Raw genomic sequence first — 15816 nt, 5'->3', positions numbered from 1 at the left:
TCCATGGCAGTCAAGCTTCATACCAACCACGGTACGATCACCATCGAACTGGATGCCGAGAAGGCTCCGGAAACGGTCGAGAATTTCCTCGCCTACGTTACCGCCGGCCATTACGACAACACGATCTTTCATCGTGTCATCAAGGGTTTCATGATCCAGGGCGGAGGTTTCGAACCCGGCATGGTGCAGAAACCGACTCGCGAGCCGATCAAGAACGAAGCCGACAACGGCCTGAAGAACGTCACCGGAACGGTCGCGATGGCCCGCACGCAGGCTCCGCACTCCGCGACGGCGCAATTTTTCATCAACGTTGCCGATAACGACTTCCTCGATTTCCGCTCGGCGGACACCCAGGGCTGGGGCTACTGCGTGTTCGGCCGGGTTACCGACGGCATGGATGTCGTGAATGAGATTCGCTCGGTCAAGACTGGCTCCAGCGGCTTTCACCAGGATGTCCCGGTCGAGGACGTCGTGATCGAGCGCGCCGAAATCGTCTGACTCGCTGCGCAACTTGCCGGCACAGGCCTCGATGTCGGCCCTGTTCATTTCCGACCTCCACCTGTGCGAGCAACGGCCCGGCACGCTCCGGGCTTTTTTCGCGTTCCTTCAGGGCCCGGCGCGCAGCGCCCAGGCCCTCTACATCCTCGGCGACCTTTTCGAATACTGGGCCGGGGATGATGACGCGACACCGCTGGGCAACGCGGTCAGCGACGCCTTGGCGGCGCTCGCCGAAACGGGGACGAGCCTCTTCTTCCTGCCGGGCAACCGCGATTTTCTGCTTGGCGAGTCCTACGCCCGCACAGCCCGCCTGCAGATCCTTGCCGATCCGGCGCTGATCGATCTCGGCGGGAAAGCGGTACTGCTGAGCCACGGCGATATCCTGTGCACCGACGACGAGCATTACCAGTCGTTTCGTCGCCTGGTTCGCGACCCCGTCTGGCAACGAGTTTTTCTGGAGCGGCCGCTCGCGCAGCGCAAACAGGTCATCGAGGGCCTGCGATCCCAAAGCGAAACCGCGAAGCAGGAAAAGACGATGGAGATCATGGACGTGAATGCGTCCGCCGTCGAAACGCTGCTACGCGAGCACGACTATCCGACGCTCATTCACGGTCATACGCATCGTCCGGCGCACCATGTGCACATCGTGGACGGCCGATCATGCGGACGATGGGTGCTCGCCGACTGGCACGACGACGCGCCCTATCTGCGCTGGGAGGAGGCCGGCCCCCCGGTGGCGCTGCGGTTCGGGCCGAACGCCGACCGCTGACCGCAACCTTGCCGTCGAGGCCGAAGGATCAGGCCCCCAGACCCCGGGCAAGGTCGGCACGCAGGTCCTCGATCGATTCGAGACCGACGGCGACACGCAGCAATCCTTCTCCGATTCCCGCTGCAGCACGCGCTTCGGCGCTGATGCGCCCGTGCGTCGTCGACGCCGGATGAGTGATCGTCGTTTTCGTGTCGCCGAGATTCGCGGTGATCGAAATCATCTGGGTGGCGTCGACCACCTGCCACGCGCGTTCGCGGCCCCCTGCAACTTCGAAGCTGACGATCGCGCCGCCGGATTTTTGCTGGCGCATCGCCAGTGCGTGCTGCGGGTGCGACGCGAGGCCGGGGTAAAACACGCGCACCACTCCCGGCTGATGCTCCAGCCAGCGCGCCAGATTGAGGCTCGTCGCCGACTGCGCTTCCATTCGGATGCGCAGCGTCTCCAGACCTTTCAGAATCACCCACGCATTGAACGGCGAAATGCTCGGTCCGGCAGTACGCAGGAACTTCAGCACCTCGTCGACGACGACTTTCGCCCCGGCGACCGCGCCGCCCAGCACTCTTCCCTGCCCGTCGAGGTATTTGGTCGCCGAATGCACGACGACGTCGGCGCCCAGCTCCAGCGGGCGCTGCAATGCGGGGGTGCAGAAACAGTTGTCGACGGCGAACAGCGCACCCGCAGCATGGGCAATCTCCGCGACCGCTGCGATGTCGATGACTTCGGTGAGCGGATTCGACGGCGTTTCGACGAAGAAAAGGCGCGTGCGCGGCGTCACCGCGGCGCGGTACGCATCGAGTTCGGTGGCGGCGACAAAGCTGGTCTCGATGCCGAACTTCGAGAGGATCGTGCCGAACAGCTGCTGTGTCGCACCGAACAGCCCCGTCGAAGCGACGACGTGATCGCCGGCTTTCAGCGTCGCCATCGCCAGCGAGAGAATCGCCGACATTCCGGACGCGGTCGCGACGCACGCCTCCGCGCCTTCGAGCGCCGCGAGCCGCTCCTGCATTGCGGTGACGGTCGGGTTCGAGAAACGCGCATAGACGTTGCCCGGCTCCTCGCCGGAAAAACGCGCTGCCGCCTGCGCTGCGCTGCCAAACACGAAGCTCGATGTCAGGTAAAGCGCTTCGCTGTGCTCGTTGAACTGGCTGCGTGCAGTGCCTGCCCGCACGGCCAAGGTGTCGAATTCGTAGGGATTCATGGGCATGATCAGTTGTCGTGGCTGCCGACCAGATTGAGGTCGAGCTGTCCGCCCTCGCTATCGTCCGATGAGGAGCTGCCGGCATCGTGCCGGTTCTCGATCCCGTCGAGATACTCCGACGTGATGTCTCCAGTCACGTAGCATCCGTCGAAGCACGAAGTCTCGAAGAAGCTGATCGCCGGATTCACGGCTCTCACTGCGGCCTTCAGGTCGGCGAGGTCCTGGTAGATCAACCCGTCCGCTCCGATCTCCCGGCAGATCTGCGCCTCGTCGCGGCTTGCGGCGATCAGTTCGCTGCGCGTCGGCATGTCGATTCCGTACACGTTCGCATGCCGGACAGGAGGCGCGGCCGACGCCATGTAGACTTTCTCGGCACCGGCCTCGCGCGCCATCGTCACGATTTCGCGACTGGTCGTTCCCCGCACGATCGAATCGTCGACGAGGAGCACTTTCTTGCCCCTGAATTCCTGCGGAATCGTGTTCAGCTTCTGGCGCACCGACTTACGCCGGATCGCCTGGCCCGGCATGATGAAAGTGCGGCCGATATAACGGTTCTTCACGAACCCTTCGCGATAGGGAAGATTCAGCCGGTGGGCCATTTCCATCGCCGAAGGTCGGCTCGAATCGGGAATCGGGATCACGACGTCGATCTCGGCGTGCGGCATCACGCGCTTGAGCTTGTCGGCGAGGAACTCGCCCATCTTGACGCGCGATTCGTACACCGACACCCCGTCGATGATCGAATCCGGCCGCGCGAGATAAACAAACTCGAACATGCAGGGCGCTTCGACAGTCTTGTCCGCGCACTGCCGGCTTCGGAAATTCCCCTGCGTATCGATGAGAATCGCTTCGCCGGGGGCGACATCGCGCAGCATCTTGAATCCGAGGACATCCATCGCGACGGACTCCGAGGCGACGAGCCATTCCTGCCCCGCCTCGACGTCATTGCGCCCGACCACGAGCGGCCGGATCCCGTACGGGTCGCGGAACGCGAGCAGGCCGTAGCCGGCAATCATCACGACCACCGCATACGCGCCGCGGCAGCGCCGATGGACGCCGGAGACGGCGCGGAAGATTGCGTCCTCATCTAGCTTGAAACCCTTCGCCGCCGCCTGCAGTTCATGGGCCAGCACGTTCAGCAGCACTTCGGAATCCGAATTGGTGTTGATGTGCCGCAGGTCGGAAAGGAACATTTCCCGCTTGAGTTCCTCCGAGTTGGTCAGGTTGCCATTGTGCGCAAGCAACAGCCCGAACGGGGAATTGACGTAGAACGGCTGCGCTTCAGCGGGGTTGTACGCGGACCCCGCAGTGGGATAGCGGACATGGCCGATACCCCAGTTGCCGACGAGATTGCGCATGTTTCGCGTACGAAACACGTCGCGCACGAGGCCCGGCCCCTTGTGCATCAAGAAGCGTCCGCCCTCGGAAGTCGCGATCCCGGCAGCATCCTGACCACGGTGCTGCAGGACCTGGAGGCCATCGTAGAGCAACTGGTTGACCGGGGAAGTCGCGACGACCCCTAAAATTCCGCACATGGAATAAACACCTATCTGAAACGAATCCTGTCAGCCACCACGTCCGGCAGCCACGGTTTGACGGAAATCACCGCCACTTCCATCGGCGGCGCGAACTTCGCGTTCGCCCACCAGGGCTCCTGCGCCACACCGATCATTCCTCCAAGCAGCACTGCCGAGAACACTATCGCCAAGCCGCGTGCGAGCCCATAAATCGCGCCAAAAAAATGATCGGCAGCGCCGAGTCCGGCAGCTTTCAACAATTCCCGGAGCAAAAACCGCAGCAGCGCCGCCAGCAACAGGACTGCGATGAAGATCAGCACAAACGCCGCCACATACCGCCACGCGGGCTCGCTCACGATTCCCGCCAGCGATGCTGCGGTGTCACTTCCATAACGCCAGGTTGCAAACAGCGCCAGCACCCAGGCCAAAAGGGAAAGCACTTCGCTTGCCAGACCTCGCCAGAGGCCGATGAGTGCCGAAAATCCCAGCACGCCCAGAAAAATGTAGTCAAACGCGGTCATCAAGAACGCGGGCCCGCCGCAGGCTCACCGCTGCACCACGACACCGCTCATACCGCTCAATCTCAGCCTTTCGGCCACCTTGTCCGCCTCTTCACGACTACTGAAAGGTCCGATGCGTACCCGCGTGACAGCACCGGCCTTCTCCGTATAGGCAGCAAATCCGCGCTTCTTGAGATCTGCGCCCAGGGTATTCGCTTTCGATGCTTCACCGAACGCGCCGATCTGAACCACGAAGGACTCGTCAGTCGAAGCGACAGTCGGCTTCTTGCCCTCCAGCAGTGCCAGCGCCCGCGCGGCTTCATCGCCGGCCGGCGGTGCAGCCGCACGATCCGGCGCAGGACGAACATTTGGCTCGACCGGTTTCTGGGCAGTGCCGGTCGAGCGCGGGGCAGAAGGCGGTTTCGGGTCGGCAAGCGGCGCAACAGGCACAGGATCGGTTTCGGCGGTCTTGTCCGGGGACGACGGCTGTTCCTCGGGCGATTGCACGAGCGGGGGCTCGGCGGGTACCAAGGGGCGACCGGCGATCGGCAGGGAAAGTGCAGCGTCGGCGTCCCGATCGGGAATCGTGATCTGGATGTCTTCGGCAGGCGGACGGGGCTCCTGGTCCATCACCATGGGGAGCACAATTGCCGCAAGCAACGCAATGGCCGCGGCCCCTACCAAACGGCGTCGCGACCGTTTCTTGAGGTCGAGGTTGTCGTTATCTGTCACGCGAAACCTCAGTGGCGAGCAGCATGCACCGCTTCGAGCACGTCCGCCACCGTGAGAAATGAACCGAAGGCGACAATTCTATCACCCTCCTCGGCGCTCGTTCGGGCGACGTCGAACGCGTCCGAGGGCCGATCGAAGCAGCGCACCTCTCCGCCGACCCCGCAGGCAGCGAGGCGCGCGGCGAGTGCGGCGGCGGACAGGCCGCGCGGGCCGGGCAGACTGGTGAGCAGCCAGTGGTCGATCTTGTCGCGAATCAGGTTGACCACGCCTTCCACGTCCTTGTCGGCGAGCATGCCGAATACTGCCCACGTCTCCGGAAAGTAGCCCATGTTCGAAAGATTTTCGGCCAGCACGCCGGCCGCCTGCGGGTTATGCGCCACGTCGAGCACCACCGAGGGCTTCCCCGCGAGCACCTGGAAACGCCCCGGCAGTTCGACCAGCATCAAGCCCTCGCGCACCGCCTGCATCGATACCGGAACTCGCTCGCGCACGGTTTCGAGCGCCATCAGGACTGCCGCGGCATTGAGCAGCTGATTCGCCCCGCGCAGTGACGGGTACGCGAGCCCGCCTCGACGGCGGCCGTCCCGGCTCCACCAGGTCCACTGCGTGCGATCGCCCGAAAATCCGAAATCCTGGCCTACCAGGCGCAAATCGGCACCGATCTGCCGCGCGTGCGCGATCAAGGATTCCGGCGGCAGCGGATCGGAACAGATCGCGGGGCGACCGGCGCGGAAGATTCCCGCTTTCTCGAAGCCGATTTTCTCGCGGCTATCGCCGAGATAATCCATGTGATCCATCGCGACGCTTGTGACAACGGCGCAATCCGGCTCGAACACGTTGACCGCATCGAGCCGACCGCCCAGCCCGACTTCGAGAATGATCACGTCGAGCGGCTCGCGGCAGAACACCTGCCAAGCCGCGAGCGTGCCCTGTTCGAAATACGTCAGCGGCACGTCGCCGCGCGCCCGTTCGACACAGTTGAAAGCCGCGACGAGCGCTTCGTCGCCGACCTCGCGCCCGTCGATGCGCACGCGTTCGTTGTAGCGCAGCAAATGGGGCGACGTATAACACCCGACGCGATAACCTGCGGCGATCAGAACGGCTTCGAGCATCGCGCATGTCGATCCTTTGCCGTTCGTGCCTCCGACCGTTATCACCACTGCGTCGCTGCGGCTGTCGAGCGCGTCCCGGACTTGGGCAACCCGCTCCAGGCCGAGCCGGATCGGCAGTCCCGGGCGGCGATCCAGCAGTTCCAGCCAGCCCTTCAGGGTTTCGGGGGATTGCATCGGGCGTCGTTCCGCTTGGCCTATACGCCGATCGCCGGCTGGCGCGTCAACAGCGTCAGCAGTTCGGCAAGCTTCGGTCGCATCTCGCGCCGATCGACGATCAGATCGATCGCGCCTTTTTCGAGCAGGAACTCGGATCGCTGAAATCCCTCAGGGAGAGTTTCGCGCACCGTCTGCTCGATCACCCGCGGGCCGGCGAAGCCGATCAGGGCACCAGGTTCGGCGATCACAACGTCGCCGATGAACGCAAAGCTCGCCGACACCCCCCCCATCGTCGGATCCGTCAGCAGCGTGATGAACGGCAGTTTGCGCTGGGCGAACTGGGTGATCGCCGCAGTCGTCTTCGCCATCTGCATCAGCGAGAACAAGCCTTCCTGCATCCGGGCGCCGCCGGTCGCCGTGATGCAGATAAACGGCAGCCGCTGGTCGAGCGCAGCCTTGGCACCGCGGACGAACCGCTCACCGACGACCGAACCCATCGAACCGCCCAGAAACTCGAACTCGAAGCAGGCGACGACCACAGGGACGGTCAGGATCGCGCCCTGCATCACCACCATCGCGTCGGCTTCGGAAGTATCTGCGCTCGCCGCCGACAGGCGTTCCGTATAGCGGCGCGAGTCTTTGAATTTCAGCGGGTCGACCGGCACCACCTCGGCGCCGATCTCGAACCGGCCTTCCGCGTCGAGCAGCAAGTCGAGGCGCGCCCGTGCGCGCAGGCGCTGATGATGTCCGCATTTCGGGCACACCATCTGGTTGCTTTCGAGATCCGACCGGTACAGCACCGCTTCGCATGCAGAGCACTTGCTCCACAGCCCTTCGGGGATCGACTTGCGCGCCGCCGACTCCGCCCGCTTGATCTTGGGCGGCAACAGTTTCTGCAGCCAGCTCATCGCACGCCCCCTTCGATCTGATCGAGCGCCGTGCGGATTTCCCTGAGGAAGGCGATGACATTGGCGGCGAGCCGATCCCGCGGGCTGCGCTCGATCTCCTCGATGATGCGGCTGCCGATCACCACCGCGTCAGCCACTTCGCCGATGCGCCGCGCCGACTCCGCATCACGGATGCCGAAGCCGACGCCGACCGGCATGCCGACCTGCGCGCGAATCTGCGGAATGCGCGCCGCCACCTCGTCGAAATCGAGCGTCGCGGCGCCCGTGACGCCTTTCAGCGAGACGTAATAGATGTAGCCGCTGCCGACTCTCGCGACGTCGCGGAAACGCTGCTCGGTCGAGGTCGGCGCGAGGAGGAAGATCGGATCCAGTCCGGCGTCTTTTGCCGCCCGCGCGAAGCTCTCGCACTCCTCCGGCGGGTAGTCGACGATCAGCACGCCGTCGATTTGGGCCTCGCGCGCGGCCGACACGAACCGCTCGACGCCCATCGCCTCGATCGGATTCGCGTACCCCATCAGGACCACCGGGGTCTCGGCGTTGCCGGTGCGGAACTCGCGGACGGTATCGAGCACCCTGCGCAGGGTCATGCCGTTGGCCAGAGCGCGTTCCGAGGCGCGCTGTATCGTCGGACCATCGGCCATCGGGTCGGAGAACGGAACGCCCAGTTCGATGATGTCGGCGCCTCCCTCGACCAACGCGTTCATCAATGGCACCGTGAGTTCCGGTGCCGGATCGCCGGCAGTGATGAAGGGAATCAGCGCCCGCCGCCCGGTGGCCTGCAGGCGCTGAAAAGTGGATTGGATTTTGGACATATTCGGTGTCAGGAATGCGGGCCGCGAGGCGACCCGTCAGGCTCAGAACTGGATGCCGGATTTCTCGGCGACGGTGTGCATGTCCTTGTCCCCGCGCCCGGAGAGATTGACCAGCAGGATCTTGTCCTTCGGCAACGTCGGCGCGAGCCTTGCCGCGTAGGCGAGCGCGTGTGACGACTCGAGCGCGGGTATGATGCCCTCCAGGCGGCACAGGTCATGAAACGCCTTCAGCGCCTCCTGGTCGGTGACGGTCACGTATTCCGCCCGGCCGCTGTCCTTGAGCCACGCATGCTCGGGTCCGACGCCCGGATAATCGAGGCCGGCGGAAATCGAATGCGTCTCGATGATCTGACCGTCGTCATCCTGCAGCAGATAAGTCCGATTGCCGTGCAGGACGCCGGGTTTGCCTGCGGTGAGGCTGGCCGCATGGCGGCCCGACTCCATCCCCTCGCCTGCCGCCTCGACGCCGATCAGGCGCACGTCGGGCATGTCGATGTAAGGATGGAAGATGCCCATCGCGTTCGACCCGCCGCCGACGCACGCAATCACGCAGTCGGGCTGCCGCCCCGTCATTTCCGGCATCTGCAGCAGGCACTCCTTCCCGATGACGGTCTGGAAATCGCGCACCATCAGCGGATATGGATGGGGCCCGGCGACGGTGCCGATGATGTAGAACGTGTTGTGAACGTTCGTGACCCAGTCGCGCATCGCCTCGTTGAGCGCGTCCTTCAGGGTTTTCGAGCCGGATTCGACCGGCACCACCGTGGCGCCGAGCAGTTTCATGCGATAGACATTGGCAGCCTGTCGCCTGACATCCTCGGACCCCATATAGACGACACATTCCATGCCGTAACGCGCCGCAACTGTCGCGGTGGCAACGCCGTGCTGTCCCGCGCCGGTTTCGGCGATCACCCTCGGCTTGCCCATGCGTCGCGCGACCATGGCCTGGCCGATGCAGTTGTTCACCTTGTGCGCGCCGGTGTGGTTGAGGTCCTCGCGCTTGAGGTAGATTTGTGCGCCCCCGAGCAGGTCGGACCAGCGCCTGGCATGGTAAATCGGGCTCGGGCGGCCGACGTAGTGCTTGAGCTCGTACTCGAACTCGGCAATGAAGGCCGGGTCGTCGCGGCAGGCTTCGTATGCCGCGCGCAGTTCGTCCAGCGCCGGAATCAGCGTCTCGGCGACGAAGACGCCGCCGTAAGGACCAAAGTGACCGCTCGGGTCGGGAAAACGGTAAGGCGCGTCAGCCATCTGCATGTCGAACTCCAGCGATGAACGCAGCGATGCGCGCCGCGTCCTTGATCCCCTTGCCCGATTCCACGCCGCTCGACACGTCGACGGCCCACGGCCTGACGCGACGGATGGCCTCGCCGACATTGTCGGGATCGAGCCCGCCGGAAAGGATCAGAGGTTTGTCCAGGCCTGCAGGAATCAGGGTCCAGTCGAATACTTTGCCACCGCCACCATAGCCCTCGACGAACGCGTCGAGCAGCAGCCCGGAGGCACCCGGATGGCAAGCCGAGAATTCTACCAGATCGACTCCGGGACGCACCCGTGCGGCCTTGACCCACGGACGGCCGTGGCGGACGCACTCGCGCTCGTCTTCGTCCCCGTGGAACTGGAGCAACTGCAGCGGGACACGGCGCAGCGCCTCGGCGACGAAAGCCGGCGCGGGGTTGACGAAAAGTCCTACGATGGTGACGAACGGGGGGACGAGCGCCGCGAGTTCTGCAGCCGTCTCAAATGACACGAAGCGCGGACTGGGCGGATAAAACACCAGCCCGATCGCATCGGCGCCGGCCTCGACCGCAGACCGGACATCCTCGGCGCGGGTCAGGCCGCAGATCTTGATACGGGTTCGGGCCACTCAGACGAAAGGAATACGAGGAACGGCGATGATACGCCCTTCACCCGGCAGAGACCAGTGCGGGGCATACTCGACGCCGCACAGGTAAAGACCGTCAGCGGGAAACGTCAGCGCGGCAAGGCTGCGGTCACGTGCAGCGAGCACTTCTGCGAGCCACGCGGTCGAGTGGCGTCCCTTGCCGACGTACACCAGGGCGCCGACGAGATTGCGCACCATGTGATGGAGAAAGGCATTGGCCCAGAAATCGAACACGATGTAGTCCCCGGTGCGCTGCACCCGGACTTCGTGCATCAGCTTGACCGGCGACTTGGCCTGGCACCCCGCGGCGCGAAATGCGGAAAAATCGTGCCACCCTTCGAGGCAACGGGCCGCGTCGGCCATCACGGTCTCGTCGAGCGGCGGATGGAACCATCCGACACGGCCGGCAAGAAGCGCGGGGCGGACCGGCGAATTGTGCAGGATGTACCGGTACCGGCGCGAGACCGCGCAAAAACGCGCATGGAACACGTCGCCGGCCTCGGTCGCCCAGCGCACGACAACCGGCGAAGACAGGCGGCTATTGACGCCGCGCACCCAGCCGGAGTTCGGTCTGACCGATTCGGTATCGAAATGCACGACTTGCGCCGTCGCATGAACGCCGGCGTCGGTGCGGCCGGCGCAGTGGAGACGCACCGGATGCGCGGCAATATGTCCGATCGCCGTTTCCAGATGATCCTGCACCGTCCGCCCATGGGCCTGGCTCTGAAAACCCTCGAACGCATTTCCGGCGTATTCCACGCCAAGCACGATTCTCACTTCACGATCCCCAGCAAGGCCACGCCCAACGCGATGCATAATGCCGACAGCGCGATCTCGCGCAAGCCGAAGCGCTCCCGCACGACGCTGATCGTCTCGTCCAACGGATCGTCGGCCTCGTCGAGCCAGTGTGTCCAGCCGTGCTCGGCCCCGGCTTCGACATAGCGCAGCACGAGCAGCAGGCGAACCGCGAGCCGGCTCGCCGGGAGGCCGGCAAACTCCAGCGGCCGTAACAGCGCATACAGGCCGCTGACGAGACGATCGACGGAAAGTCGCTGGAGCAGGATGGCGACGCAAAACACGACTGCGACGAGCCGCCCGCCATGCTGCGCCGCCAGCAGCACGCCTTCCGCAGTCGGACTCAGCCCGGGCCAGTCCGCCACCAACGCCTCACCCGGCGTAAACCAGGCAAAAAAAACGACGATAGCGAGCAGCAGGAAGCGTACCCGCCGCACCAAACGCCAGCTGCGCGCGGGGGCAAGCAGCGACGCAACGAGCCCGCTCCCGATCACCGCGGCCAGGAGCCACACGCCGGAGACAGCCTGTATGACCGCAACGCCGGCGGCCCATATCAGTATCAGCAATCCTGCATGCATACTAAAACCGCTTTGCGGAGGAAGCCGGGCAACAGCGGAAACTCGACGCGCGCTGCAGTCAGACAAGCTGCTCCAGCAGGCGCTTTCCCGCTTCGCGCTGAGCAAGCGAGCCTTCGCGCAGCACCTCTTCGATCAGTTCGCGTGCGCCTTCCTTGTCGCCCATCTCCTCATAAGCCCGGGCGAGTTCGAGCTTCGTATCGACTTCCTCGGTCACTTCGTCGCTCAATGCGCTGTCCGCCGGAATTTCCGGCAGCGGCGCGGCAATCCCGCCTTCATCGTGCCCGGATTCCTCAAGAGTGATGCTCGATGGGTCCAGCGCCGGGACAACGGGCGAGGATTCCGGAGTGGCATCGTCGAAATCGAAATCGAAGTCGAGAAGGTTGCTGTCGAATGTCGTTTCTTCCGGATCCGCGCCGGCAAGACTCGCGTCGCCGGAAACTTCTCCGGAAATCAGCGTTGGCCCATCGAGGTTGAAATCGGTGGCCTCGGCATCCGGCATCAGCTCCTCGAGATCCGGCGAAAGATCGAAGCGGGTGCCCGGAATCAGCGGCAGATCGGCGTCGCTGTCGCTGACGAGGGGGGCGCTCGGAAGCGCTTCAGCCGCTGACGGAGCGTCGCTTTCACCGAGAAAATCGAGATCCGGAACCGCGCCGTTCGGCAACGGAGCGTCGACTGCCGCAGCGTCCTGGTCGGCGTCCGCAGGCGTCGCTTCGTCTCCCCACGGGAGGCCGACATCCAGGTCGAAATCGAGTGCTGCGGCATCGATTTGCGGCAAGGCATCAAAGACGGCCTGATCGACCTCGGTCGCATCCAGGGTGATGTCGCCCGCGTCAGTGCCCGCTTCGTCACCGGTTTCGCCAGCCGGGAGCTCCCATGGGTTCTTCGACAGTGCCGATTCGGCTTCGGCGAACGGCCGATCTACCGGCGAAATATCGTCAGCCCCTTGGGAATAGGTGGGGAAGTCCAAGTCCCTGACCGGTCGCTCGGCCCTGTCGGAGGTAGGCGACGATGCGCCAGCTTGGTCGAAATCCGTAGAAGCGGCGCCGGCTTCCGCCGCCACGGCACCAAGCCCGGCACCTACCGTAGCGAAAGAAAGCGGATCGCTCGTAGTGGCGCCTTGCCGAAGTTGGGTGCCGGAGGCGCGGGAAGCCGTGGTCGATACGCCGTAGAGCGGGTTGTCCGGATCGATCCTCCGGCCCATCTCCGCCGCTTTCTCCCAGTCCGGTCCCACACCTTCGGTACGGGAATGGAGCGCCGACGCAGTGACTCCGAACTGCTTCGGACTGTTGCGCTGCGCGTAAATTTCGAGCAGTTTCAACGGTATCGCAAGGCGCGAAGTGTCTGCCTTGAGTGCATCCAGCAGTATTTCCTCGGCCTGGGCGTCCCGTCCGTACGCCATATACACATCGGCCTCGGCAACCGGATCGACTCCCTCGTCGGTATCGATCGCGGAGAGGCCGGACTGGCTGAAGTCGGTGGCGAGGATGCTGCCGTCCCCGGTGTTCACGTTCTGCCCGCCCGCTGCGCCGAAGCCGGCCTCCACAGCAAGGGGCAACTCGCTCATGATTCCCAGCGCGTCGCGGCTGTCCTGTTCCCCCTTGCGCCGTTCGCGCACCTTGATGCCGGCATAGCCGAGAAGCAGTACAAGAATGCCGCCCCCTGCCGCGACCATCTTCGGATCTTCAGCGAGGCTCTGGAGAAAATCGCCTTCGACGACCGGCACCGCAGCTTCCGGTTTCGACTCCTCTGCGAGCGGTCCCGAAGCCTCAGTCTCCACAGTCCGCGGTTGTACACTTGCAACCTCGATCAGCGCCGCTGCCGCCGGTCCATTCGCCTGCGCACCGGCGCCGGCGCTATCCGGAGCACCGGCCCCAGCCCGCTGCTGCAACTCGCCGAGGCCCTCGCTTCGAATTTCCAGCAGTTTCTGCATTTCGCGGATGCTGGCCTCGAGCGCGGCGAGCCGGCTGTTCGCTTCCTCCAGGGCCTTGTCGCGGACGACCAATTCCTCTTCGAGCGACTGAAGCCGGGCGAGGCGCGAAGACTCGCCGGTCAGCGCCTCGGCCGCGACCGGATTCAAGGGGGAGGACACTTTTACCTGATCGCCGCCTGCCCGCTGCCCCACAGGTTCGGCGACTCTTGCGACGATCGCACCGGCCCTAACTCGAGACGCAGACGGTTCGATTGCTGCGGCACGTGCGGCCACGCTTCCGGCCAACCGTTTTCGATAGGCCTCGAAATCGGCTGCCTGGGCGACGACCTCCCGGTGCGCGTGGGCCGGCTCGACGGCACTCACGGTTGCCTCGGAGGGAACCTTGAGAATTGCACCGGCTCGCATCCGGTTTATGTTCTCGCCGTCGAACGCCTCGGGATTCTCCCGCAATAGTGCAACCAGCATCTGGTCGAGCGTCGCACCGCGGGGACGATACGCTTCGGCGATTCCATGCAGCGTATCGCCGCGCCGCACCTCGTGGCGGGCCGGGAGAGCCGAGGTGCCAGAGAGCGCCGGAGGTGTTGACGGCGCGGCGCGCTGTGTCGCTGACGACGCGGCAACCAGCGGGGCCGTCACCGGCGCCGCGACGGGTGCAGGCGGCGTTCCAGCCGGAGCCGGATCGAGCAGGAAGGTGTATTCGCGGATGACCCGTCCGGACGTCCAGTCGAGCTCGATAAGCAAATCGACGAAAGGGTCGCTGAGCGGGCGGTCGCTCGAAATGCGCACGACGGCGCGGTTTCCGCGGCTCTCCACAGCGAGTTTAAGCGCGCTCATGAGGGGGGGATACGGCAGGCTCGCTTGCCGAAACGCTTCCGCCGACGCAATCCTCGCGGTCAGCGACTGCATCTCCTGCGGCGTCGCGTTGAGCTCGACCTCTGCCCTAAGCGGCTGGCCGATGGCGCTGAAAACGTTGATCGGACCAAGTCCGGCAGCCTGACTGCCGGAGGAAATCGTGGCGATCGCGGCTGCGATCAGGGAAGCCTTGAGCGAGGTCTTCATAACTGTATATCATCCGCACCCTGCAAGGGCACCAAACTGCGTGGAAGATGGCGTCGTGGACGCGAGCGAGTGTTCGCTATGCTCCGCGCAATCTAACATTTTGTTTCAATGCTGACAGCAATTCTCTGATTGCCGAAGCGCTTCACGGACGAACGCCTCCCTCGAACGGCGTTCGTGACATGCGGGAGAGAATTGGGCCGGAACCGCGTCAGGCGCAATTCCGGCCGGCGATTTCACTGCGACAGCAGGATTCGCAGCATGCGCCGCAGGGGTTCGGCGGCGCCCCACAGGAGCTGGTCACCGACGGTGAAGGCACCCAGGTATTCGGGTCCCATCGCCATCTTGTGCAACCGCCCGACCGGCACGCTGAGTGTTCCCGTCACGGCGGTCGGCGTCAGTTCCCGTTCGCTGATCTCGCGCTCGTTGGGAACGACTTTCACCCAGTCATTGGCGGTGCCGATGATCTCGCCGAGCTCATCCAGCGGCACATCCTTGCGCAACTTGATGGTCAAGCCTTGCGAATGACAGCGCATGGCACCGATGCGTACGCACATTCCGTCGATCGGCACGCTGCCGGCGCTGCGGAACGGCGGGTTGCCGAGGATCTTGTTGCATTCCGCGCCGCCCTTCCATTCCTCCTTCGACTGGCCGTTTTCCACCGGGACGTCGATCCACGGGATCAGGCTGCCCGCCAGCGGCACGCCGCGGAAGTTCTTCACCGGGAAATCGGCCGAGCGCATCGTCTCGGCGACTTTGCGATCGATGTCGAGGATTGCCGATGCGGGGTCGGCCAGTTCGGCCCGCACCGCGTCGTGCAGTACCCCCATCTGGCTGAGGAGTTCACGCATGTTCTGCGCGCCGGCGCCGGACGCGGCCTGATAGGTCATCGCCGAGACCCACTCGACGAGCCCGTGACGGAACAGCCCGCCCAGGCCCATCAGCATCAGCGACACGGTGCAGTTGCCGCCGATCCAGTCGCGGCCGCCCTTCGCGAGCGCATCCTTGATGACGTCGAGATTGACCGGATCGAGGACGATCACTGCGTTGTCTTCCATCCGCAGCGCACTCGCCGCGTCGATCCAGTGGCCTTTCCAGCCCGCCGCCCGCAGCTGCGGATACACCGCTTTCGTGTAATCGCCGCCCTGGCAGGTGATGACGATGTCCATCTGCCGCAGCATGTCGACGTTCATCGCGTCCTGCAGCGGCAGCGGCGCTTCCCGGCCGCCGAAAGCCGGCGCTTTGCCGCCGGCGGCGGACGTCGAGAAATACACCGGCTCGATGTGGGCGAAATCCCCCTCCTCGACCATCCGCTGCATCAGCACGGAACCGACCATCCCACGCCAACCGACCAGACCTACCTTGTTCATTGC

15 protein-coding genes are annotated in these 15816 nt (G+C 64.5%); 2 read left to right on the top strand and 13 right to left on the bottom strand.

What is annotated here, in order from left to right; translation table 11 throughout:
* Positions 1 to 3: 3 nt before the first annotated feature.
* Both GO608_RS08270 and GO608_RS08265 read left to right on the top strand, forming a co-directional pair.
* Positions 4 to 498, top strand: coding sequence for a peptidylprolyl isomerase (locus GO608_RS08270; protein WP_169197433.1), 495 nt, complete (start codon positions 4 to 6; stop codon positions 496 to 498).
* Between the two features lie 31 nt (positions 499 to 529).
* Positions 530 to 1267, top strand: coding sequence for a UDP-2,3-diacylglucosamine diphosphatase (locus GO608_RS08265; protein ID WP_211159240.1), 738 nt, complete (start codon positions 530 to 532; stop codon positions 1265 to 1267).
* Positions 1268 to 1295: 28 nt separating this feature from the next.
* Here the strand turns inward: GO608_RS08265 and GO608_RS08260 are convergent, their stop codons facing one another.
* From GO608_RS08260 to asd, 13 genes are all read right to left on the bottom strand, one after another.
* Positions 1296 to 2465 carry an O-succinylhomoserine sulfhydrylase gene (locus GO608_RS08260; protein ID WP_211159241.1) on the bottom strand — a complete coding sequence of 390 codons (1170 nt, stop codon included), beginning with the start codon at positions 2463 to 2465 and terminating at the stop codon, positions 1296 to 1298.
* An 8-nt stretch (positions 2466 to 2473) separates the two neighbouring features.
* Positions 2474 to 4000 carry an amidophosphoribosyltransferase gene (purF, locus tag GO608_RS08255; protein WP_169197436.1) on the bottom strand — a complete coding sequence of 509 codons (1527 nt, stop codon included), beginning with the start codon at positions 3998 to 4000 and terminating at the stop codon, positions 2474 to 2476.
* An 11-nt stretch (positions 4001 to 4011) separates the two neighbouring features.
* Positions 4012 to 4503, bottom strand: coding sequence for a CvpA family protein (locus GO608_RS08250; protein ID WP_169197437.1), 492 nt, complete (start codon positions 4501 to 4503; stop codon positions 4012 to 4014).
* Between the two features lie 24 nt (positions 4504 to 4527).
* Complete coding sequence (locus GO608_RS08245; RefSeq protein WP_169197438.1) at positions 4528 to 5214, bottom strand: SPOR domain-containing protein; 687 nt, start codon at positions 5212 to 5214, stop codon at positions 4528 to 4530.
* A gap of 8 nt (positions 5215 to 5222) precedes the next feature.
* Positions 5223 to 6500 (bottom strand): bifunctional tetrahydrofolate synthase/dihydrofolate synthase, encoded by a 1278-nt coding sequence (gene folC, locus GO608_RS08240; RefSeq protein WP_169197439.1) that lies wholly within the window; start codon positions 6498 to 6500, stop codon positions 5223 to 5225.
* Between the two features lie 20 nt (positions 6501 to 6520).
* A complete protein-coding gene (gene accD, locus GO608_RS08235; protein WP_169197440.1) occupies positions 6521 to 7390 on the bottom strand; it encodes an acetyl-CoA carboxylase, carboxyltransferase subunit beta in 870 nt (289 codons plus the stop codon).
* Positions 7387 to 8202 (bottom strand): tryptophan synthase subunit alpha, encoded by an 816-nt coding sequence (gene trpA, locus GO608_RS08230; protein ID WP_169197441.1) that lies wholly within the window; start codon positions 8200 to 8202, stop codon positions 7387 to 7389. Before trpA ends, accD begins: the two co-directional genes overlap by 4 nt.
* A gap of 42 nt (positions 8203 to 8244) precedes the next feature.
* Positions 8245 to 9456, bottom strand: coding sequence for a tryptophan synthase subunit beta (gene trpB / locus GO608_RS08225; RefSeq protein ID WP_169197442.1), 1212 nt, complete (start codon positions 9454 to 9456; stop codon positions 8245 to 8247).
* A complete protein-coding gene (locus GO608_RS08220; protein ID WP_169197443.1) occupies positions 9443 to 10066 on the bottom strand; it encodes a phosphoribosylanthranilate isomerase in 624 nt (207 codons plus the stop codon). Before GO608_RS08220 ends, trpB begins: the two co-directional genes overlap by 14 nt.
* The gene (gene truA, locus GO608_RS08215; RefSeq protein WP_247002949.1) at positions 10067 to 10861 is read right to left on the bottom strand and encodes a tRNA pseudouridine(38-40) synthase TruA; all 795 of its coding nucleotides are present in this window, start codon (positions 10859 to 10861) and stop codon (positions 10067 to 10069) included.
* A complete protein-coding gene (locus GO608_RS08210) occupies positions 10858 to 11445 on the bottom strand; it encodes an energy-coupling factor transporter transmembrane component T (RefSeq protein WP_343316774.1) in 588 nt (195 codons plus the stop codon). The genes truA and GO608_RS08210 overlap by 4 nt, the downstream gene beginning before the upstream one ends.
* A gap of 70 nt (positions 11446 to 11515) precedes the next feature.
* Positions 11516 to 14446, bottom strand: a complete 2931-nt coding sequence (locus GO608_RS08205) for a motility hub landmark protein FimV (RefSeq protein WP_169197445.1) — start codon at positions 14444 to 14446, stop codon at positions 11516 to 11518.
* A gap of 233 nt (positions 14447 to 14679) precedes the next feature.
* Complete coding sequence (gene asd, locus GO608_RS08200) at positions 14680 to 15813, bottom strand: aspartate-semialdehyde dehydrogenase (protein WP_169197446.1); 1134 nt, start codon at positions 15811 to 15813, stop codon at positions 14680 to 14682.
* Positions 15814 to 15816: the final 3 nt, after the last annotated feature.

The sequence above is a fragment of the Aromatoleum buckelii genome (genome assembly GCF_012910785.2).
Taxonomy (GTDB): Bacteria; Pseudomonadota; Gammaproteobacteria; order Burkholderiales; family Rhodocyclaceae; genus Aromatoleum; species Aromatoleum buckelii.
This window is presented reverse-complemented; position numbering and strand designations above follow the sequence as displayed.

Coding starts and splice junctions, on each gene's coding strand:
- GO608_RS08270 (WP_169197433.1), top strand. CDS start 4: ATGGCAGTCAAGCTTCATACCAACCACGGTACGATCACCATCGAACTG.
- GO608_RS08265 (WP_211159240.1), top strand. CDS start 530: ATGTCGGCCCTGTTCATTTCCGACCTCCACCTGTGCGAGCAACGGCCC.
- GO608_RS08260 (WP_211159241.1), bottom strand. CDS start 2,465: ATGAATCCCTACGAATTCGACACCTTGGCCGTGCGGGCAGGCACTGCA.
- purF (WP_169197436.1), bottom strand. CDS start 4,000: ATGTGCGGAATTTTAGGGGTCGTCGCGACTTCCCCGGTCAACCAGTTG.
- GO608_RS08250 (WP_169197437.1), bottom strand. CDS start 4,503: ATGACCGCGTTTGACTACATTTTTCTGGGCGTGCTGGGATTTTCGGCA.
- folC (WP_169197439.1), bottom strand. CDS start 6,500: ATGCAATCCCCCGAAACCCTGAAGGGCTGGCTGGAACTGCTGGATCGC.
- accD (WP_169197440.1), bottom strand. CDS start 7,390: ATGAGCTGGCTGCAGAAACTGTTGCCGCCCAAGATCAAGCGGGCGGAG.
- trpA (WP_169197441.1), bottom strand. CDS start 8,202: ATGTCCAAAATCCAATCCACTTTTCAGCGCCTGCAGGCCACCGGGCGG.
- trpB (WP_169197442.1), bottom strand. CDS start 9,456: ATGCAGATGGCTGACGCGCCTTACCGTTTTCCCGACCCGAGCGGTCAC.
- GO608_RS08205 (WP_169197445.1), bottom strand. CDS start 14,446: ATGAAGACCTCGCTCAAGGCTTCCCTGATCGCAGCCGCGATCGCCACG.
- asd (WP_169197446.1), bottom strand. CDS start 15,813: ATGAACAAGGTAGGTCTGGTCGGTTGGCGTGGGATGGTCGGTTCCGTG.